This is a genomic window from Blastomonas sp. UPD001 (assembly GCF_003426715.1).
Lineage (GTDB): Bacteria > Pseudomonadota > Alphaproteobacteria > Sphingomonadales > Sphingomonadaceae > Blastomonas.
Window position 1 is genome coordinate 313,117 of the sequence record NZ_QKVT01000001.1, and the last position, 19,788, is coordinate 332,904.

At 65.5% G+C, this 19,788-nt stretch carries 18 protein-coding genes, 1 tRNA gene and 1 pseudogene; 12 read left to right on the forward strand and 8 right to left on the reverse strand.

The genetic code is table 11. From position 1 onward, the window contains the following. Positions 1-25: 25 nt before the first annotated feature. Both gcvPA and gcvPB read left to right on the forward strand, forming a co-directional pair. Complete coding sequence (gene gcvPA, locus DM995_RS01530; RefSeq protein ID WP_116968270.1) at positions 26-1,384, forward strand: aminomethyl-transferring glycine dehydrogenase subunit GcvPA; 1,359 nt, start codon at positions 26-28, stop codon at positions 1,382-1,384. Further along, positions 1,381-2,961: an aminomethyl-transferring glycine dehydrogenase subunit GcvPB gene (gene gcvPB, locus DM995_RS01535; RefSeq protein WP_116968271.1), complete on the forward strand. Its 1,581-nt coding sequence runs from the start codon at positions 1,381-1,383 to the stop codon at positions 2,959-2,961. The genes gcvPA and gcvPB overlap by 4 nt, the downstream gene beginning before the upstream one ends. Before the next feature lie 45 nt (positions 2,962-3,006). Here gcvPB and DM995_RS01540 read toward each other — a convergent pair whose 3' ends face one another. Then, complete coding sequence (locus DM995_RS01540; protein WP_023836374.1) at positions 3,007-3,504, reverse strand: methyltransferase family protein; 498 nt, start codon at positions 3,502-3,504, stop codon at positions 3,007-3,009. Between the two features lie 80 nt (positions 3,505-3,584). On the opposite strand from DM995_RS01540, the gene DM995_RS01545 reads away from it, so the two are divergent. Next, on the forward strand, positions 3,585-4,223 hold the full coding sequence (locus DM995_RS01545; RefSeq protein ID WP_116968272.1) for a DUF938 domain-containing protein: 639 nt from the start codon (positions 3,585-3,587) through the stop codon (positions 4,221-4,223). A 100-nt stretch (positions 4,224-4,323) separates the two neighbouring features. Next, positions 4,324-5,907, forward strand: coding sequence for a fatty acid--CoA ligase (locus tag DM995_RS01550; RefSeq protein WP_023836372.1), 1,584 nt, complete (start codon positions 4,324-4,326; stop codon positions 5,905-5,907). Here the strand turns inward: DM995_RS01550 and DM995_RS01555 are convergent. After that, positions 5,874-6,815: a DMT family transporter gene (locus DM995_RS01555; RefSeq protein ID WP_023836371.1), complete on the reverse strand. Its 942-nt coding sequence runs from the start codon at positions 6,813-6,815 to the stop codon at positions 5,874-5,876. The genes DM995_RS01550 and DM995_RS01555 overlap by 34 nt on opposite strands. A gap of 206 nt (positions 6,816-7,021) precedes the next feature. On the opposite strand from DM995_RS01555, the gene DM995_RS01560 reads away from it, so the two are divergent. The 4 genes and pseudogenes from DM995_RS01560 to DM995_RS01575 all read left to right on the forward strand — a co-directional run bounded on the left by DM995_RS01560 (position 7,022) and on the right by DM995_RS01575 (position 10,659). Then, positions 7,022-8,167, forward strand: coding sequence for an acyl-CoA dehydrogenase family protein (locus tag DM995_RS01560; protein ID WP_031317573.1), 1,146 nt, complete (start codon positions 7,022-7,024; stop codon positions 8,165-8,167). A 10-nt stretch (positions 8,168-8,177) separates the two neighbouring features. Next, entirely contained in the window at positions 8,178-9,233 is a 1,056-nt protein-coding gene (locus DM995_RS01565; RefSeq protein ID WP_116968273.1) for an enoyl-CoA hydratase/isomerase family protein, read from the forward strand. Further along, a pseudogene (locus DM995_RS01570) lies at positions 9,230-9,964 on the forward strand (enoyl-CoA hydratase-related protein); the annotation flags it as partial. The gene DM995_RS01565 and the pseudogene DM995_RS01570, both read left to right, overlap by 4 nt. Positions 9,965-10,281: 317 nt before the next feature. Beyond that, complete coding sequence (locus DM995_RS01575; protein ID WP_157973035.1) at positions 10,282-10,659, forward strand: hypothetical protein; 378 nt, start codon at positions 10,282-10,284, stop codon at positions 10,657-10,659. A gap of 49 nt (positions 10,660-10,708) precedes the next feature. Here DM995_RS01575 and DM995_RS01580 read toward each other — a convergent pair whose 3' ends face one another. From DM995_RS01580 to cpdR, 4 genes are all read right to left on the reverse strand, one after another. Further along, the gene (locus DM995_RS01580) at positions 10,709-11,686 is read right to left on the reverse strand and encodes an NAD(P)H-dependent flavin oxidoreductase (RefSeq protein WP_116968274.1); all 978 of its coding nucleotides are present in this window, start codon (positions 11,684-11,686) and stop codon (positions 10,709-10,711) included. A 40-nt stretch (positions 11,687-11,726) separates the two neighbouring features. Continuing rightward, positions 11,727-12,500: a thioesterase family protein gene (locus DM995_RS01585; protein WP_116968275.1), complete on the reverse strand. Its 774-nt coding sequence runs from the start codon at positions 12,498-12,500 to the stop codon at positions 11,727-11,729. A gap of 98 nt (positions 12,501-12,598) precedes the next feature. After that, positions 12,599-12,673, reverse strand: a tRNA-Val gene (locus DM995_RS01590). Between the two features lie 107 nt (positions 12,674-12,780). Beyond that, positions 12,781-13,158, reverse strand: a complete 378-nt coding sequence (gene cpdR / locus DM995_RS01595; RefSeq protein ID WP_023838327.1) for a cell cycle two-component system response regulator CpdR — start codon at positions 13,156-13,158, stop codon at positions 12,781-12,783. Positions 13,159-13,357: 199 nt separating this feature from the next. On the opposite strand from cpdR, the gene DM995_RS01600 reads away from it, so the two are divergent. Both DM995_RS01600 and DM995_RS01605 read left to right on the forward strand, forming a co-directional pair. Continuing rightward, positions 13,358-14,257 (forward strand): N-formylglutamate amidohydrolase, encoded by a 900-nt coding sequence (locus DM995_RS01600; RefSeq protein ID WP_116968276.1) that lies wholly within the window; start codon positions 13,358-13,360, stop codon positions 14,255-14,257. Positions 14,258-14,544: 287 nt separating this feature from the next. Next, complete coding sequence (locus tag DM995_RS01605; protein WP_116968277.1) at positions 14,545-14,937, forward strand: addiction module antidote protein; 393 nt, start codon at positions 14,545-14,547, stop codon at positions 14,935-14,937. Between the two features lie 9 nt (positions 14,938-14,946). Here DM995_RS01605 and DM995_RS01610 read toward each other — a convergent pair whose 3' ends face one another. Beyond that, on the reverse strand, positions 14,947-15,846 hold the full coding sequence (locus tag DM995_RS01610) for a hydrogen peroxide-inducible genes activator (RefSeq protein ID WP_023838324.1): 900 nt from the start codon (positions 15,844-15,846) through the stop codon (positions 14,947-14,949). A gap of 353 nt (positions 15,847-16,199) precedes the next feature. Here DM995_RS01610 and DM995_RS01615 point away from each other — a divergent pair, with 353 nt between their 5' ends. Both DM995_RS01615 and DM995_RS01620 read left to right on the forward strand, forming a co-directional pair. Beyond that, positions 16,200-17,690: a WS/DGAT/MGAT family O-acyltransferase gene (locus DM995_RS01615; protein WP_232823971.1), complete on the forward strand. Its 1,491-nt coding sequence runs from the start codon at positions 16,200-16,202 to the stop codon at positions 17,688-17,690. 52 nt (positions 17,691-17,742) lie between these two features. Next, positions 17,743-18,543 carry a lipase family alpha/beta hydrolase gene (locus tag DM995_RS01620; protein ID WP_031318195.1) on the forward strand — a complete coding sequence of 267 codons (801 nt, stop codon included), beginning with the start codon at positions 17,743-17,745 and terminating at the stop codon, positions 18,541-18,543. Between the two features lie 2 nt (positions 18,544-18,545). Here DM995_RS01620 and DM995_RS01625 read toward each other — a convergent pair. Beyond that, positions 18,546-19,788, reverse strand: a 1,243-nt coding sequence (locus DM995_RS01625) for a flavin monoamine oxidase family protein (RefSeq protein WP_116968280.1), incomplete at its 5' end; no start/stop codon positions are given.

A 19,788-nucleotide genomic window follows, 5' to 3' on the forward strand; every position in this document is an offset into this window, starting at 1 on the left:
TTCTGAACCAAGGACATTAGCCGCAATGCGCTATCTCCCGCTCAACACGCAGGACCGTTCGAGCATGCTCGCCACCATCGGCGCGGCAGCGATCGATGACCTGTTCATCGATATCCCCGAAGAGGCGCGGCTGACCGGGCCGATCCATGGCCTGCCGATGCACGCGCCCGAAATGGCGGTCGAACGGCACATGAAGGCGCTGGCCAGCCAGAATCTGGTCGCGGGCGACGTGCCGTTCTTCATGGGCGCGGGCGCCTATCGGCACCATGTCCCCGCCTCGGTCGATCATCTGATCCAGCGCGGCGAGTTTCTGACGGCGTATACTCCCTACCAGCCGGAAATCGCGCAGGGCACGCTGCAGATGCTGTTCGAGTTCCAGACCCAGGTCGCGCGTCTGCTCGGCTGCGATGTCGCGAACGCATCGATGTACGATGGCTCGACCGCGTGCTGGGAAGCGATCGGCATGGCGCGGCGGATCACCAAGCGGGCTACCGCGCTGCTGTCCTCTGGCCTGCACCCACATTATGTCGGCGTCGCCAAGACCATGGCGCGCTTCACCGGCGATGCGCTGGTGCATCAGGCGCCCAGCCTCACGCCAGAGACTGATATCGCCGGCCTGATCGGGCAGATCGACAAGAATACCAGCTGCGTCTTGGTGCAATATCCCGACATTCTCGGCCGCGTGGACGATCTGTCCGCGCTCGCCCAGGCGGCGCAGGCCGCAGGCGCGCTGCTGATCGCCGTCGTGACCGAGCCGGTCGCGCTCGGCGCTCTGCGTAGCCCCGGCGAGATGGGCGCGGATATCGTCGTCGGCGAAGGCCAATCGCTCGGTGTCGGCCTGCAGTTCGGCGGCCCCTATGTCGGCCTGTTCGGCTGCAAGCAGAAATATGTCCGCCAGATGCCGGGCCGCCTGTGCGGCGAAACCGTCGATGCCGAGGGCAAGCGCGGTTTCGTGCTGACGCTCTCGACTCGCGAGCAGCATATCCGCCGCGAAAAGGCGACGAGCAACATCTGCACCAATAGCGGCCTGTGTGCGCTGGCCTTCAGCATCCACATGACGCTGCTGGGCGAAAAGGGCCTGCGCGGCCTGGCGGATGTCAACCACGCGATGGCTGTGACGGCGGCCGAAAGGCTCGAGAAGGTTGCGGGCGTCAAGCTGCTCAACAACAGCTTTTTCAACGAGTTCACGCTGGTTCTTCCCAAGGATGCTCGCTCGATCGTGCGCGCGCTGGCGGATCGCAAGATCCTTGGCGGCGTCTCGCTGGGCCGTCTGTATCCGGAGGAGGCGGACCTGGCCAACGGACTGGTCGTCGCCGTCACCGAGACCGCGACGCTCGACGATATCGAAGCCTTTGCCACGAACCTTGAGGAGCTGCTGGCATGAGCATGAACAACCAGGGACGCCCCACCCGTCCTGCCGAGGACAGCGCTGCACCGACGGCTTTTGCGACCAGCACCGGCAATCGCGCGCTGATGCTCGAAGAGGCGCTGATCTTCGAGATCGGCGATGCGAACCGCACCGGCGTCGATCTGCCCGAAGCCCCCAAGGCCGCCTCGCGGCTCGGCGGGCTGGAGCGCAAGTCGGCCATCGGCCTGCCCGGCCTGTCCGAGCAGGAAACGGTGCGCCACTATACGCGGCTCAGCCGCCAGAACTATGCCATCGACCTCGGCCTGTTCCCGCTCGGATCGTGCACGATGAAGCACAACCCGCGCCTCAACGAGAAGATGGCGCGGCTTCCGGGCTTTGCAGACATCCACCCGCTGCAGCCGATCCACACGGTGCAGGGCGCGCTGGCGGTCATCGACGAGCTGGGCGACTGGCTGATCAAGCTGACCGGCATGGCCGGCGTCGCGATGTCGCCCAAGGCGGGTGCGCATGGCGAGCTGTGCGGCATACTCGCGATCCGCTCGGCGCTCGAGGCGCGCGGCGACAAGCGCTCGGTCATCCTCGTACCCGAAAGCGCGCACGGTACCAACCCGGCGACCGCGGCGTTCGTCGGCTATCAGGTCGAGGACATTCCCGCCAAGCCCGATGGCCGCGTCGATGTCGATGCGCTGAAGGCCCGGCTCGGACCCGATGTCGCGGGCGTGATGATCACCAATCCCAATACCTGCGGCCTGTTCGAGCGCGATCTCAAGATCATCTCGGACGCGGTGCATGAGGCGGGCGGCTTCGTCTATTGCGATGGTGCGAACTTCAACGCGGTGGTCGGCAAGGTGCGCCCGGGCGATCTCGGCGTCGATGCGATGCACATTAACCTGCACAAGACCTTCTCCACCCCGCATGGCGGCGGCGGTCCCGGCTCGGGCCCGGTGGTGTTCTCCGAAGCACTCGCCCCGTTCGCGCCGCTGCCCTTTGTCGAACGCAGCGAGGACGGCAAGCTGGCGCTCATCGAGGAAGAGAGCATGGAAGACCACCATGCGTCCAGCTTCGGTCGCATGGTCGCCTTCCATGGCCAGATGGGCATGTTCACCCGCGCGCTGACCTATATCCTCAGCCATGGCGCCGACGGCCTGCTCCAGGTTGCCGAGGATGCGGTGCTCAACGCCAACTATGTTCTGCGTTCGCTCGATGATGTGCTCGATGCGCCGTTTGGTGCGGCGGGCCCGTGCATGCACGAGGCGCTGTTCTCGGACAATGGTCTCGCCGAGGGCTTCTCGACGCTCGACATTGCCAAGGGGCTGATCGACGAGGGCTTCCACCCGATGACGGTCTATTTCCCGCTGGTGGTGCACGGCGCGATGCTGGTCGAGCCGACAGAGACCGAGAGCAAGGCGGCACTCGACCAGTTCATCGGTGCGATGCGCTCGGTGGCGCTGCGCGCCAAGCAGGGCGATCCGTCGCTGCACAGCGCGCCGCATTTCGCGCCGCGTCGTCGTCTCGACGAGACGCTTGCTGCGCGCAAGCCGGTGCTGGTCTGGACCGAGCCGGTGGCCGAACAGGCCGAAGCGGCAGAGTAATCCCTTCGGACGGCCCACCCGGTTCTGTACCGGGCGGGCTTTTCGTCAGATCCAGCGGCGTACGCGCGCGCAATAATCCTCGAACGCCTTGCCAAATTTACGGCGCAAGTAACTCTCTTCCCTGGCGATGACTGCCCGGTCGATGGCGATGAACGCGAATGGCACAAAGGCCAGCACGCCCATGCTCGCATCCCACAGCGCGTAGCCAAGCTGGATCATCAGCATGCCCAGATACATCGGGTTGCGGCTGTGCCGATAGGGCCCGCGTGCGATGATCGCCTGGCTCGGCGTCCAGGGCTGCGGATCCTCGCCATAGGCACTGAACATGCCGAGCGAGACGATGATCAGCCCGATCCCCGCCATCATCAGGCCGAATCCCGGCCATTCGAGCGCGCGGCCCATGGGGATCGGCGGCAGGTGCATGACGTCATCGAGCAACAATCCGAGCAGCAGAAAGCCCAGGAACACCAGAGGCGGCGGAAAGCCGACCGCGGGCGCGATGCTGGGGTCGATGCGCGGCAATTGGGGAGGTTCGTCATCCATGACGGTCAAACTGGCGCTTTGCGGACCGTGGCGCAAGCCGGGTGATTGCGGCGACACGCGGTTGCGGCCATGATGCTGTCATGACCGAACCCAGGCCCTGGCTGATCGACGAGGCGGGCAGCGAAGCGCGACGCCACGCCCCTGCAACGCTGCGCAACCGCGATGCGATCGCGCAGGTGCTGCTATCGGTGCTGCCCGCGAGCGGAACGGTGCTCGAGATCGCCAGCGGCAGCGGCGAGCATGTGGTTCATTTCGCAAAGGCCTTTCCGCACCTGCAATGGCAGCCGAGCGATTGCGAAGGCGCCGCTTTGCGCTCGATCGCCGCCTGGACGGCCGAAAGCGGGGGGACCAATATCCTTCCTCCGGTGCCGATCGATGTCGAGCAGGATGATTGGCCGGTTCGGCACGCCGATGCCATCCTGTGCATCAACATGGTGCATATCAGCCCGTGGAGCGCGACGCTGGCGCTGTTCCGCCACGCCGCCGCACTGCTGCCATCGGGCGCGCCGCTCTATCTTTACGGACCGTTCGTACGTCATGACGTCATGACCGCGGAAAGCAACCTCGCCTTCGACGCCTCGCTCAAGGCGCGCAATCCGGCCTGGGGCCTGCGCGATGTCGCTGATGTCGACGCCGTCGCTGCCGACCAGGGCTTCGCCCGCACCGACCTGATCGAGATGCCCGCGAACAACCTGTCGCTCGTCTATCGGCGCGCCTGACGCAAATCTATTGTCAAGCTGCGGCCTTTCTGCCTAGCCTGCGCGGGGGAGGGCAGGGCCGCAAAGGTCCGCTCCTTTGCCGAACAAGTGGGAGAGAGAGATGCTGGCCACGACCACCAATGCGCGTACCGATCTGGGTTCCACCATCCGCTACTGGGCCGAGGAACGCCCGGACGCCATCGCCATGGACGACGGTATCACCCGCATCAGCTATCGCGAACTCGACCAGATGGCCGATCGCTATGCCCGCGCCTTTGTCGCTTCGGGCCTGACGCCTGGCAACCGCATCGCCTGGCTGGGCAAGAACGCGAGCCTCTATTTCACACTGCTGATCGCTGCGAGCCGCGCCGGCCTCGCGATGGTGCCGGTGGGCTGGCGGCTCGCGGTGCCCGAGGTGCGCTATATCCTCTCCGATACCGAGGCGGCGCTGCTGGTCTGCCAGCCTTTCTCCGCCGAAACCGCCAAGGCCGCGGCCGAGGGGCTCAACAGCCTCAAGACGCTACTGGTTGACGCCGAGGGAGACCCCTCGGGCCTGCCGTCGCTCGATGCCTGGACGGCAGCGCAGGGCGATGCCGCGCTACCCCAGGTCGATCCCGAGCGCGGCGTGCTGCAGCTTTACACCTCGGGCACCACCGGTCACCCCAAGGGCGCGGTGCTGTGCAATCGCAACATGTTTGGCCTCCGACCGATCATCGAGGCTTCGGATGTCGACTGGTACAAGGTGAGTGCCGAGGATTCGATGCTGGTCATCATGCCCGTCGCGCACATTGCCGGATCGGGTGTCGGCACGATCGCCTTCTACAATGGCTGCCGCGCGGTCATCCGCGCCGAATTCTCGCCCGATGCGGTGCTCGATTGCGTCGCGGATGGCGTCACGCACATGTTCCTGGTGCCGACGGCGTTGCAGATGGTAGTCAATCACCCCCGCGCGGCCACCACCGACTGGTCGCGGCTCAAGTTGGTCATGTACGGGGCGGCTCCGATCCCGCTCGAGCTGCTGCGCCAGTGCATGCACGTGATGGGCGCGGAATTCTGCCAGCAGTACGGCATGACCGAAACCACCGGCACCTTCTGCGCGCTGCCGCCCGAAGACCATGACCCCAATGGCAACCAGCGCATGCGTTCCGCCGGCAAGGCGCTTCCCGGGGTCGAGATCCGCATCATCGACGCTGCCGGCAACCCCGTGCCCAACGGCACGATCGGCGAAATCGCCACGCGCTCGCCGCTCAACATGACCGGTTACTGGCGCAATGAAGCCAAGACGCGCGAAACGGTCGATGGCGATGGCTGGCTACGTACGGGCGATGCCGCCTATATGGACGATGACGGCTATGTCTATATCCAGGACCGGGTGAAGGACATGATCATCTCCGGCGGCGAGAACGTCTATCCCGCCGAGGTCGAGAACGCGATCTTCGGCCATCCCGATGTGCTCGAAGTGGCCGTGATCGGCATTCCCGACGACAAATGGGGGGAGGCGGTCAAGGCGGTTGTCGTGCCCAAGCCGGGGCACGAGGTCGATCCTGCCTCGGTGATCGCCTGGGCGCGCGAGCGGATCGCGCCGTTCAAGGCGCCCAAGAGCGTCGACGTGATCGCGGAAATGCCGCGCAATGCCACCGGCAAGATCCTGCGGCGCGAGTTGCGCGCGCCTTATTGGGAGGGGCGCGACCGCGCGGTCGCCTGATCGCGCAGCTTCGCCAGCCGGTTTTCGCGGAGCGCGATATACAGGCCCGATCCGATGATGAGCGGTGCCCCGATCCAGGTCGCGGGCACCGGCCATTTGTCCCAGATCAGATAGCCGAACAGCGCCGCCCAGATAAGGCTCGAATAGTCCATCGGCAGCACCACCGAGACCGGGGCCAGGCGCAGCGACCAGGTGATGCCGAGCTGAGCAAAGGCCCCGAACAGCCCCATCAGCGCAATGATGCCCCAGGTGTGCGCATCGTGCATCTGGCCGACGAACAGCATGGCAATGCCCAGCGGCGCCATCGAGCTCAGCGAGAACCAGAACATCGTCGTGATCGGGTTCTCGGTTTGTCCGAGCTTGCGGATGATGATGCTGACAAAGGCCGTCACCGCGACGCCGGTCAGCGACACGATAGCGCCGAGCATCGGGATGTGCCCATCGCCAGGCTGCACCACGATCAGCACGCCGGCAAGCCCAGCGGCAATCGCACTCCAGCGGTGGACCCCGACCGATTCCTTCAGCAGCACGATCGACAGCAAGGTGGCGACGATCGGCACCATGAAGCCGATCGCGGTCGCCTCGGCAATCGGGAGGAGCGCGAAGGACAGGAAATTGAGCGACATGGCGACCATGCCGATGACCATGCGGCTGATATGCGTCCAGGGTCGCTCGGTCCGCAGCGCGGCGAGCCCGGGCCCCGCCAGCGCGATCGGGATCAGCACGATGATCCCCGCCAGCTGGCGGTAGAACACGCTTTCCAGCACATGCACGCCGCGATCGGAGGCGAGCTTGACACAGGCGAACATCGCGGTGATCGAAATGGCGGCGAACAACCGGATGACGATGGCGGAAAGCGCCTGATTCCGGTGCGCACCAGGGGCAGGGGTAGGTTCGGGCACGTCCATCGCAGCCCTGCTAACAGCAGCAACCGCGCGCGTCATCCCGGCAATGCGCAGTTTCGCCGCATTCTCGCGGCAATCCGCAAGGTTTCCTGCATTTTCGCATCCCCTTGGCCCAAAAGGACAGGGGCCTGCGCTCTGGCCAAAGCCGCCCGGTTGGATTAATCGCCGGTTCAAAAGCGGCATTCCCCGCAACAGGCCACAGGATGACCATGACCGACCAGTTCGAGCTCACCGAAGACCAGCTTGCCATCCAGGAAGCGGCGCGCAAGTTCACCGCCGACCGGATCACGCCCTTTGCCGCCGAATGGGACGAGAAGCACATCTTCCCGCGCGATACGATCAAGGAAGCCGCCGATCTCGGCTTTGCGGCGATCTATGTCAGCGAGGAGAGCGGCGGCATCGGCCTGGGACGGCTCGAAGCCGCGCTGATCATGGAGGCAATGGCCTATGGCTGCCCGTCGACCAGCGCATTCATCTCGATCCACAACATGGCGTCATGGATGATCGATTGTTTCGGTTCGGACGAGCTCAAGGCCCGCTACCTGCCCGACCTTGTCACCATGGACAAGATCGCCAGCTACTGCCTGACCGAGCCGGGTTCGGGATCGGACGCCGCCGCGCTCAAGACCAAGGCGGTGCGCGATGGCGATCATTATGTGCTCAACGGCTCGAAGCAGTTCATCAGCGGTGCGGGCGCGAACGACGTCTATGTCACCATGGTCCGCACGGGCGAGGATGGCCCCAAGGGCATCAGCTGCCTGGTGATCGACAAGGACACGCCCGGCGTCAGCTTCGGCGCGAACGAAAAGAAGCTGGGATGGCACAGTCAGCCGACCGCGCAGGTGATCTTCGAGGATGCGCGCATTCCCGTCGCCAACCGCGTCGGGGCCGAAGGCGACGGTTTCCGGTTCGCGATGATGGGTCTCGACGGCGGCCGCCTCAACATCGGCGCGTGCTCGCTCGGCGGAGCGCAGCGCTGCCTCGACGAGGCGATCGCCTATACCAACGACCGCAAACAGTTCGGCAAGCGGATCAGCGATTTCCAGAACACCCAGTTCATGCTCGCCGACATGGCGACCGATCTGGAGGCGGCGCGTGCGCTGCTCTATCTCGCCGCCGCGAAGGTCACCGCCAATGCGCCCGACAAGACCAAGTTCGCCGCGATGGCCAAGCGCCTGAGCACCGACAGCGGTTCGAAGATCGTCAACGATGCGCTGCAACTCTTTGGCGGATATGGCTATTTGCAGGATTATCCGATCGAGCGTTTCTGGCGCGACCTGCGCGTGCATTCGATCCTCGAGGGCACCAACCAGGTGATGCGGATGATTGTCGCGCGCGAAATGCTGCGCCAGTAAGGAAAACATCATGACCAGCGATATCCTGACCCGCGTCGAGGGGCGCACCGGCGTCATCAGCCTCAATCGGCCCGCGGCGATTCACGCGCTGACCACGCCGATGTGCCAGGCAATGACCGAGGCACTGACCCGCTGGGTCGACGATCCGGCGATCGACGCGGTGATGATCGACCATGCCGAAGGGCGCGGCTTCTGCGCGGGCGGCGACATCCGCATGCTCGCCACCAGCGGCGCGGCCGATGGCGCGGAGGCGCGCGAATTCTTCTTCGTCGAATATCGCCTCAACCACCTGCTGTTCGTTTATCCCAAGCCGGTGATCGCCTTCATGGACGGCATCACCATGGGGGGCGGCGTCGGGCTTTCCCTGCCCTCGCGCTATCGCATCGCCACCGAGAACACGCGCTTTGCTATGCCCGAAACCGGGATCGGCCTGTTCCCCGATGTCGGCGGCGGCTGGTTCCTCTCGCGCCTGCCGGGCCGGGTGGGGCAGTTCCTCGCGCTCACCGGCGCGCGGCTCGATGGCGCGGAATGCCATGCGCTGGGCCTCGCGACGCATTATCTGCCTGCCGAAAAGCTCGCCGAGGCGAAGCAGCGCATCGCCGCCGCACCTAACGATGTCGACGCCATCCTCGCCGAACTGTCGGTTGAAGCGCCCGAGGCGCGCATCCTGGGCAATCGCGAGCAGATCGACCGGCTGTTCGCCGCGGATCGGTACGAGGATATCCTCGCCGCGCTCGAAGCCGAAGGCTCGGACTGGAGCGCAAAGGAGCTGAAGACGCTCTCGACCAAGTCGCCGCAAACCTGCAAGGTGGCGCTGCGCCAGCTCAAGGAAGGCGCGCAGATGCCTGATTTCGCTGCAGAAATGCGCCAGGAATATGCCATCGGCGCGCGCGTGGTGCAAATGCACGACTTTATCGAGGGCGTGCGCGCGCTGATCATCGAGAAGGACAATGCGCCGCGCTGGAAGCCCGACACCGCCGAGGGTGTCACCGAAGCGCTGCTCGACACCATCTTTGCGCCGCTGCCTGAGGATCAGGCCTGGACCCCCCTGGAGATTGCCCGATGACCTATGAAACGCTTCTCGTCGAACAGCGCGGCGCCGTCACGCTGATCACCCTGAATCGCCCGCAGGCGCTCAACGCGCTCAACAGCCAGGTGCTCGCCGATCTGATCGTGGCGCTGGGCGCGTTCGATGCCGACCCGTCGCAAGGCTGCGCGGTGCTGACCGGCAGCGAAAAGGCGTTCGCGGCAGGCGCGGACATCAAGGAAATGGCGACGCAGAGCTTTGCCGACATGTACGGCAGCAATTTCTTTGCCGGCTATGATCGCGTGACCGCGACCCGCAAGCCGGTGATCGCGGCGGTGGCCGGCTATGCACTAGGCGGCGGCTGCGAACTTGCCATGATGTGCGATTTCATCATCGCGGCCGACAATGCGAAGTTCGGCCAGCCCGAGATCAAGCTCGCGGTCACCCCCGGCATGGGCGGATCGCAGCGCATGGCGCGCGCCATCGGCAAGGCCAAGACGATGGACATGTGCCTGACCGGGCGGATGATGGACGCGACCGAGGCCGAGCAATCGGGGCTGGTTGCGCGTGTCGTGCCGCTCGCCGATCTGGTGGACGAAGCGGTCAAGGCGGCAGAAACGATCGCCGGCATGGCGCCGCTCGCGACGCTGGCCGTCAAGGAAATGGTCAACGCCGCGTTCGAAACGACGCTGCAGCAAGGCGTGGTGTTCGAACGCCGCCTGTTCCACGGCCTGTTCGGCAGCGAGGATCAGAGCGAGGGGGCCGCCGCTTCTCCGCAGGCCGACGCGCTTCGGCTCTCGGTGCAGGACGCAGCGATGGCCTATCGCGCTGCGCTCGCAGAAGCCGCGCAAAGGGGCGAAGCGCAGCGCGGCTGTCCGCCGCCGCCCGGCCAGGCGCAGCTATCGCTCGGCGATCTCATCGGCGATTTCCAGGCCTTTCCCGATACCCATCGCGACATGCCGGTCGCGACCGCCTTTGCGCTGGTCATGACGTTGCGATATCCGTGCGAGACAGCGCGAAAATAGCGTCATTTGCCGTTCATCGCGCGATGCTAGACACCAAGGCAGGCGACGAAGGGAGGGAATTGATGAGGCGTAGCGTACAGGCAGCCATTCTGGCAGCAGCGGGTGTCCTGCTCACCGGCGCGGCATCCGAGATGACCGTGGCCGAATTTCTGGCGGGGATGAAAAAGGCGGAGAGCCTCGGCCCCGCTGCCCTGCTGTCGAGCGACGTGCGCGCGTTGCGTGCGGAATCGGACCGGGTGCGCCAGCTCTATGTCGCCGACATCACCCGGCAGAAAAAGGCTGGCGGCAAGATGCACAGCTGCCCGCCGACGGGCGACCGCCCGAAGATGACGGGCGAGGAACTGCGCCAGTATCTGACCACGCTGCCCCCTGCGGCGCAGAAGCAGCCGTTCCGTGTCGCGGTCTACAATCTGATGAAGAAGAAATATCCCTGCAAGTGATCGCAGGCGATACGGCCCCCGCCACCTTCAGGCGCGGGGGCCCGCCGGCTCAGGCCGCCAGAAAGCCTTCGAGCCGCCCGCGGATGATCTGCTCGGCCTCGGCCATGATCCGGTCGATGAGCTCCTTGCAGGTCGGGATATCATGGATCAGCCCTGCGACCATGCCGCAGCTCCAGGCACCGGCATCCATGTCGCCTTCCATCATGATCCGCGGATAGACGCCCGCGACCTGCTCGATGATATCGGTGAACTGAAGGTCCTTGCCCTTTTCCCTCTCGATCACCAGCAGCTTCTCGACCGCTTCGTTGGTCAGCACGCGCTCGGTATTACGCAGCGGACGCATCACCAGCCGCGTGTCGAGCTCGGACGCGGCGACGATCGCCTGTTTCACATTCTCGTGCACCGGTGCTTCCTTGGTGGCGATGAAGCGGGTGCCCATGTTGATACCGTCGGCACCCATGGCGAGCGAGGCGACCAGCGAGCGCGCATCGGCCTGACCGCCCGAGGCGACGAAGGGAATGTCGAGCTCGTCTGCCGCGCGCGGCAGCAGGATCATGTTGGGGACGTCGTCCTCGCCGGGATGCCCGCCGCATTCGAAGCCATCGACCGAGACCGCATCGCAGCCGATCGCCTGGGCCTTGAGCGCATGGCGCACGCTGGTGCACTTGTGGATCACCTTGATGCCCGCGTCCTTGAGGTACGGCAGCACCGATTGCGGATTGTTGCCCGCGGTTTCCACCGCCTTGACGCCGTTCTCGATGATCACACGCACATAGCCGGGATAATCGGGCGCGGTGAGCACGGGCAGGAAGGTCAGGTTCACGCCGAACGGCTTGTCGGTCAGCGCCTTGCACTTCTTGATCTCGGCATCGAGATCCTCGGGACTCTTCTGCGTGAGGCCGGTGATGATGCCCAGGCCGCCCGCATTCGACACGGCGGCGGCGAGCTCGGCAAAGCCGACATAGTGCATGCCGCCCTGGATGATCGGATGCTCGATTCCGAACAGCTCGGTGATACGGGTCTTCATGAGGCTCTCTCCTGTATCTTTTCTAGGTATTTTGTACGGGTCAGACGAACAGCGCGACCGACTGCATTGCGGCCATCACCGGTTCGAGCCTGCTGTTCCACACGGTCATGTACTGGCTTGCCGCGCCGTGATGCGCGTGATGGGTCACCGATTCGAGCAGCCACCATCCGTTCTCGGTCTCGGGTGCGTCGGTGAGCAGGTTGACCTGCCAGTTCATGCTGCTGACCGGTCCGGCAACGTCCATCAGCCCCATGGCCGAGGGCGGCAGGCCATCGCCGATCGCCAGCAATTCGGTCATCGCATCGAGCCCGTCGCGCTCGGCAAAGCGGTGCCAGTTCGCGAGACGCGGGGTGTTCATGCCGAGTTCGAGCCGCTTTTCCGGATATTCCATCTGCGAGGTGAAGAATTCGGGCGGTCCGCTGCGCGTCATGCCCTCCGCCGGCGGCGGTGCGATGTCGGGGCGGTGGACGCCCTCGAACGCGATCCTGCTGTCGCGCTTGCTCATGAAGATGAAGGTGCCGATGAAGCCGAGGCCCTCGGCGCTGCGGATCTTGACCTCGACAAAGGCGGTGTTGCGGCCGCGGCGCAGGAGGTCGGTGGAGATCGTCAGCTCGCCCGCCAGCGGCCCGACAAAGGCGACCTGGGCGGAGCGCAGCGGCGGGGCATCGGGCACGGTCAGCCGCGCGGCATGATGCGCCAGCGCAGACGACAGGCCGCCATAGCAGGTGCGGCCCTGCATCCAGCACGGGGCGACGGAAACGGTCCAGCCATGGTCGGCGGGGACGAACGAAGCGAGGGTCTGAGCGAGATTCATCGCGCGATTAAGACCAGAGATTCCGGCGGGAATCCACCGGAAATTTGCCACGATACGGGTGCCGCTACGGATCGCTCGATGTCAGAAGAGGGGAAGGCTGGTGGGCGTAGGAAGGATTGAACTTCCGACCCCTGCGATGTCAACACAGTGCTCTACCACTGAGCTATACGCCCACGCTTTAGCCTTGCTGCCGATGCTGTGCGCTGCGGCAAGGGCGGTCCATTACAAAGAGCTTGGCGGTCGTGCAAGCGGTAAATGAAGCCGCGGTCCGATTATCGCGTCAGAGGCTCTGCGCAAAGGTGCCGCGCGAGAAGACCCGGTCGACCTCGAGCACCAGATCCTTGAGGTGAAAGGGCTTGGACAGCACGCGTGCGCTGGGCGCAGCCTGTTCGGCCTTGAGCGTCACCGCTGCAAATCCGGTGATGAACATGACCTTGGTGTTGGGCGAGATGCGCCCGCAATGCTGCGCGAGCTCGATCCCGTCCATCTCGGGCATGACGATATCGGTCAGCAGCAGGTCGAAATGCTCTTCCTGGAGCAGCGGCAGCGCGGCCGTGCCGCGATCGACCGAGGTCACCTCGTAATCGGCCTTTTCCAATGCGCGCTGCAGATAGGTCCGCATGGCCGCATCGTCTTCCGCCAGCAAAATCCGCAACATCGCCACTTTCCTCCATGGAAGCTCTCGCCCCCTTCTATGCCGCAGGCGGTTAAGATTTTCCAGCCAGACGGATACCTTGTTTGCGCCATGCCCCGAAGCAGGACAGCGCGGGCAGGCGAGGTAAATGCCGATCGGCAAGAGGAAAGATGGTCGCCTGCGGCTTTGACTTGGCCGACGCTTTGGCGCATGCCGTTGCGCCATGGACGACGCGCCCAGCCCAGCCGCGATGCCATCGCGCCATTTCAGCCTCGAGGGTCTGGAAAGCGCGCGGCTGCCGGTGCTTGTCGCGGTGCCGCATGCCGGGCGTGACTATCCTGACGAAATCCTGCTGAATTCGCGCGTGGCCCCCGAGATTCTCGAGAGGCTCGAGGATCGCCATGCCGACATGCTGCTGCCCGATCTGAAGCATCTGGGCTGCCCCACGCTGGTGGCGCATGCCGCGCGCGCCTGGATCGACCTCAACCGCGCGCCGAGCGAGATCGACCCGCAGATGGTGGCCGATGCGCCGCGCACCGCCTTCGCCCAGCCCAGCGCGAAGGTGCGCGGCGGGCTGGGCCTCGTGCCGCGCCGCCTGGCCGATCATGGCGAGCTCTGGCGCAGGCCCTTCGCGCAATCGGCGATCGCCGGACGGATCGCGCAATTGCACGATCCCTATCACCGCACGCTCGGTCAGGCGCTGGCGGGTCTCAAGGCGCGATTCGGTTGTGCGCTGCTGATCGATCTGCATTCGATGCCGCCGCTGCGTCCCGAAGGATCGGCCAAGCCGCCGCAGATCGTGCTGGGCGATCGTTTCGGACGCTCGGCCGATGCGGCGCTGTGCGATCTGGCGCTGCGGACGGTGTCGCGAGCAGGATTCGAGGTCGCGCTCAACCATCCCTATGCCGGGGGCTATGTGCTCGACCGGCATGGCCGTCCCGCCCGCGGCATCCATGCCCTGCAGGTCGAGGTCGACCGCAGCCTCTATCTCGCGCCCGATCTCAAGCAGCCGGGGCCAGGCCTTTCCAGGGTCCGCACGGAGATTGCGCATCTTGTCCGGACACTGGCGGACGACATGCTGCGCGCCGACCGCGACCCCGGCCTCGCCATCGCGGCCGAATAACCCGCTGGATTCATGAAAAAACCGCCTCGTGACGGATCACGAGGCGGCCAAGGTTCAGGGAGGAGGTGCACTAGTGCACCTGCCGGGATGCGAAAGGGGGGGAAGCATCCCGACACCGATAATCTAGGGCAATCATCGGCCAAGTTCAATGACCAGAAAGTTAAAAAATCTTCGCCTGTGAATTTTCTTGCTAATGCGAGCGAGTCGCAATAATCTGCGGCGGTCGGTGCGGTAACGCGCGACAAGCTGCAAGCAAAGGAGTGGACATGGGCTTTTGGTGGCAAGACATGCTGGATCGTCCGGCCGAGCTGGGGTCGGCGACGCTGGTCGAGGCGAAACTGGTCGTGGCGCTCAGGATCGCCGTCTTCGCGCACAAGTCCGGTGCCAACCCCGCGCCCTATGTGGCGGAACGGCTGGGCAGTACCGCGCTGTCCAACCAGCTATCGCTGATCGTCGAAGCCATGGGACAGGCGTGGCCCGAGCCGTTCTGCGTCTCGCGCCCGTGCTGCGCCCGGCTGTCGCCCGATGAATCGATGTTCATCGGCATGGTGCGTAGCGCCGCGCGCGGCAACCGCGCTGCCTTCGAGCGGCAGACCCGCGAGATGCTCCCCGAGGACGCGCGCACCCTGATCTACAATCTGATGTGGCAAATGGGCCGGATGGTCGCCGCCGAGGCGTGATCGCGCCGGTCAGCCCGCTTCGTTGACATAGCTGCGGATGAATTCGGCGATGGCGTGGAAGCCGTCGCTGAACGCCGCGCCGGACCGCCACAGCGCCGCGATCGACCGGCGCGCGTTCCATCCGGCAATGTCGAGCGTCGCGACGACCTCGGCCGCCTGCGTTTCGGCCGCCATATAGCGTTCGGGCAGCAGCGCCAGACCGATTCCCGATCCCACCATCTGGCGGATGCTGTCGAGGCTGGTCCCCTCATAATCGTGCATGATGTGCGCGCCGACCTGTTCGCAGATGTCGCGCGTCTGGCGGTGAAAATGATGCCGCCGGTCGAGCGTCAGAAAGCCTTCGCCCTTCAGCGCGGACGCTGGAATGTCCTTCTGCCCGGCCAGCGGATGGTCAGGCGGCGCGATGACGAACATCCGTTCGCTGAACAGCGGCTCGACGACGATTCCCGTCGCGTCGACCGGCATCGGGCAGAGCATCATGTCGAGCTCGCCGCGCATCACCTGCCGCACCTGGTCGTCGGGAATGCCTTCGCGGATATGCAGGCGCAGATCGGGCTGCTCGCGGTGCAGCCCGGCCACGATGGCGGGCATAAGATAGGGCCCCAGCGTCGGCGTCACGCCGAAGCGCAGCGTGCCGCCGATGCCCTTGCCCGCGCGCCGCGCGAGATCGGAAAGGTCGCGGACTTGGACCAGGATGCCGCGCGCGCGCGCCGCGATGTCGCGCCCCAATGGGGTCAGCTGCACGTCCTGCCCGCTGCGATCGATCAGCGATGCGCCCAGCCGCGCCTCGAGCGTGCGCAGCTGCTGGCTGAGCGTCGGCTGCGATACGTGGACGGCAAAGGCGGCGCGCCCGAAATGGCGGTGGTCGTCGAGCGCGACAAGATACTGCAATTGGCGAAGACTAGGCATAGGCGACCCCCAGGCGATAGATGCTGTCTATCGAATCATCGTCGTCCTTTCAAATGGAAACAATGATACGTTGTGCCATATACCATGGATAACAAGCAGCGGAGCCTAACCCTCCCCGAACCGCTCCAGCCAGTCTGCTTGAAAGATGCCGCAGCTTGAACGGACACCCCAAAGCTGCGGACAGGGTGGCGCGTCGGTCCGCCGAGGTCGCAGCTTAGCCTCCGATGCGCCACCCGCCTGTCCCGACCCGATTGCGCCGGAACCGGAGCGCTTGCCCTCCACCCGCATTCTGTTAGCCTCGGTCCATCCACGCGACCGGCAAAGCCGACGCGTCATCCTTGGGAGGGGACATCATGCGGCAATTGCAGGGCATGGATGCATCGTTCGTCGCGCTGGAGCAGCGCAACGCGCCGATGCATATCGGATCGATCCTGATCTACGACCCGTCGACCGCACCGGGCGGGTTCGTGCGGTTCAAGGACATTCTGAAATTCTTTGAATCGCGCATGCACCTCTCGCAGACGATGCGCCAGCGGCTGGTCAAGGTGCCGCTCAACCTCGATTATCCCTATTGGATCGAGGACCCCGATTTCGATCTCGAATATCACGTGCGCCATGTCGCACTGCCCAAGCCGGGCGACTGGCGGCAGCTGTGCATTCAGGCCGCGCGCATCTTCTCGCGTCCGCTCGATCTGACGCGCCCGCCCTGGGAGTTCTGCGTGGTCGAGGGGCTCGACAATATCGAGGGCGTGCCCAGCGGCAGCTTCGCGATGATCACCAAGGTGCACCATGCCGCGATCGACGGCATGTCGGGCATCGACCTGATGGATGCGCTGCACACGCTGCGCCCCGGCGATCCGCCGCCGCCGGCCGCGAAGGCGTGGCGACCCGATCGCGTGCCCGATCCTGTCGGGCTGTTCCTCAAGGGCTATGCGCGCGCCTGGCTCAACCCCTGGCGGCAGACCGGCGTGATCGCCAAGGCCGCGCCGGGGCTGTACCGCGCCGCCAAGGGGCTGGTGACTAGCGAGTTCAGCCTGAACCCAGCAATCTCCGCACCGCGCACGCGCTTCAACGTGCCGGTCTCGCCCAATCGCGTTGTCGAGGGGCGCACCTTCACCCTGGCCGATATCAAGGCGCTGCGCGCGCTCTCGCCCGGGTGCAAGATCAACGACGTGTTCCTCGCGATCATCGGCGGCGGGCTGCACCGCTATCTCAAGGCGCATGACGAGCTGCCTGAGGCGAGCCTGACCGCGATGGCCCCGATCTCGGTGCGTGCTGAGAAGGAAAAGAACACCATGGGCAATCAGGTCTCCGCGATGATCGTGCCCTTGGGCAGCCATATCGCCGATCCTGTCGAGCGGCTTGCCTATGTTCACCAACAGACGATCCAGTCCAAGGCGATGACCGATGCGCTCGGCGCACGCCAGATGACCGAGATGAGCAAGGTGTCGCCGGCGCTGTTCATGGCTTTGGGGGCGCAGCTCTATACGCGTCTCGGCCTCGCCAATTACGTCAAGCCGCCGTTCAGCACGGTCGTCACCAACGTGCCCGGTCCGCCGGTGCCGATCTATTCGACCGGGGCGAAGATGATCAGCATGCACGGGCTGCTCTGCCTCACCGACGGGCTGGCGCTGGGCCATGTCGTGCAGAGCTATGTCGACCAGGCGACGATCGGCTTCACCGCCTGTCGCAAGGCGATGCCCGACCCCGAATTCTACTCGGAATGCCTGCAAGCGTCATTCGACGAACTGATGGCGGCGCTGGCGGCCGCGCCGTCTCACGCGCCCGAAACTCCTGCGCCGAAGCGCAAGGCCAAGGGCAAAGCGGCGGCCGTTGCGGGATAGGGCTGGCAATCGCGCGGGCGTGGCCCATATGATGTGACAGATCGGAGACAAAATGACTGCCACCGCTACTGCTAACGCTACCGCCGCCGGCTCGAGCGCCGCCCGGCCACCGCATCTGTTCTGGACCCTGGCGGAGGGGCGGGCGCTGGTTGAGCTTGGCGCATTCTATGCCTTTCGCGGGCCGCTCTCGCTGCTGCCCCGCGGCGATGGGCACAGCGTGCTGGTGCTTCCGGGCTTTCTGGCGAGCGACCGATCGACCAAGCCGATGCGCGATCTGCTCAACAGCCTGGGCTATGACGCGCATGGCTGGGACATGGGCCGCAATATCCGCATCGACAATGCGCGCGAGGCGCAGATGAACGAACTGCTCGATCGCATCCATGCCAGCTCGGGTCGCAAGGTCTCGATCATCGGCTGGAGCCTGGGCGGCGTGTTCGCGCGCGAGATCGCCAAGAACGCGCCCGACAAGGTGCGCCAGGTCATCTCGCTCGGCAGCCCGATCTCGAACGATCGCGGGCATACCAACGCGCGCCGCCTGTTCGAGCGGCTGAACGGCCCCGAGCCCGAGCCGGTGCAGGCGGGCCGCTTCCGCAACCTCGACGAGGCGCCGCCGGTGCCGACCACCTCGATCCTCAGCAAGACCGACGGCATTGTCGCCTGGCGTGGATCGGTGCAGAAACCGGGTCCGCAGACGGATAACATCAAGGTGCTCGCCAGCCATTGCGGCCTCGGCGTCAACCCGATGGTGATGTACGCGATCGCCGATCGTCTGGCCCAGGCCGAGGACGCCTGGCAGCCGTTCGACCGCTCGGGCTGGCGCGGGCTGCTGTTCGGGTCGGTCAAGGCGGACTGAGACTAAGCCCGCACCCCAATCAACTGTTCCGCCGCCAGCCGCCCGGTCTGCGCCGCGCCGTTCATGTAACCCGTGTGCGCATCGGACAGATGCTCGCCTGCGAACAGGATCGGGCCGGAGGGCAGGGGCGCGGTGACCTTGCCGTCCTCTTCCTCGACCCAGAAATGCCGCGCGAAGCGGGTGAGCTGTCCAGGCAGGAAGCGCGAATAGGCGCCTTGCGCGAACGGATCCATCGCCCAGGCGGTGCGGCGGACGCTGCGCGCGGAAAGGCCCGGGACAGCGGGCGCGATCTCGCGCTCGCACGCGCGGAGCAGAGCTTCGGGTGCAAAATCCGCCAAGCCAGAGGTCTGCTTGCCGCCGAAAAACCACGTCAGCACGCCCGCCGGGACCGTATCCTGCCCCGCGCTCGCGCCCCAGAATTCGCTGAACAGCCCCGGATCGCCGCCGGTGCGCGCGGCCCAGGCCGCGCCACCCGCGCCGGTGACCGCCTCCCAGGGTCGCGTCGCATAGCCTGCGTTGATCTTCTCGTTGCGCCCGCAGCTCATCTCCCGCGTCAACGCCAGCCAGGGGGCGGGAAGCGTGTCGCCGAAATCAATGCTGCGCAGCACCTGCGCCGGGACGGTGACGATGACGCGATCGGCGACGACCAGAGAACCATTGGCAAAGCGCAGTTCCACCGCCTTGCCCTTGCGCCGCATGCCCAGCAGCGCCTGTCCGGTCCTGATCCGGTCCATCAGCGGCGCGGCCAGCGCGCGCGGGATGGTCGAGGAGCCGCCCGCGAGGCTGTAGCGCTCGTCGCTGCCAGAAATCAGCGCGACACGGTCGGAATCGATCGCGGGCAGGTTGAAGAACAGCTCGAGCGCCGATACTTCGTCCGGCTCCGAGCCGAACTCGGTGCGGATCGTCGCCTCGACCAGCGCGCGCGCCCGGGGGCTCGCAGCAGCGCCGGCGGCGTCGAGATACTGCCGCACCGACATCATGTCGAACCGCGTCCCATGCGTGTCGAAATCCGCGTCCACGGCGGCGGCGTCCGCAGCGATGCGCGCGGCAAGCGGACGGAATTCGGCGATCAGATCGGCCTCGGTCACCGCCTTGCCATCGACCACGAACACCTCGTGCGTCACCATCGCACCGCGATCGATCAGCCCGATGTTGAAGCGTCTGGCCAGTGCCAGGATATCGGCGTGGTTGGTGTTCACCAGATGCGCGCCATCCTCGACATAGAGACCCGGTTCGGGCAGCGCG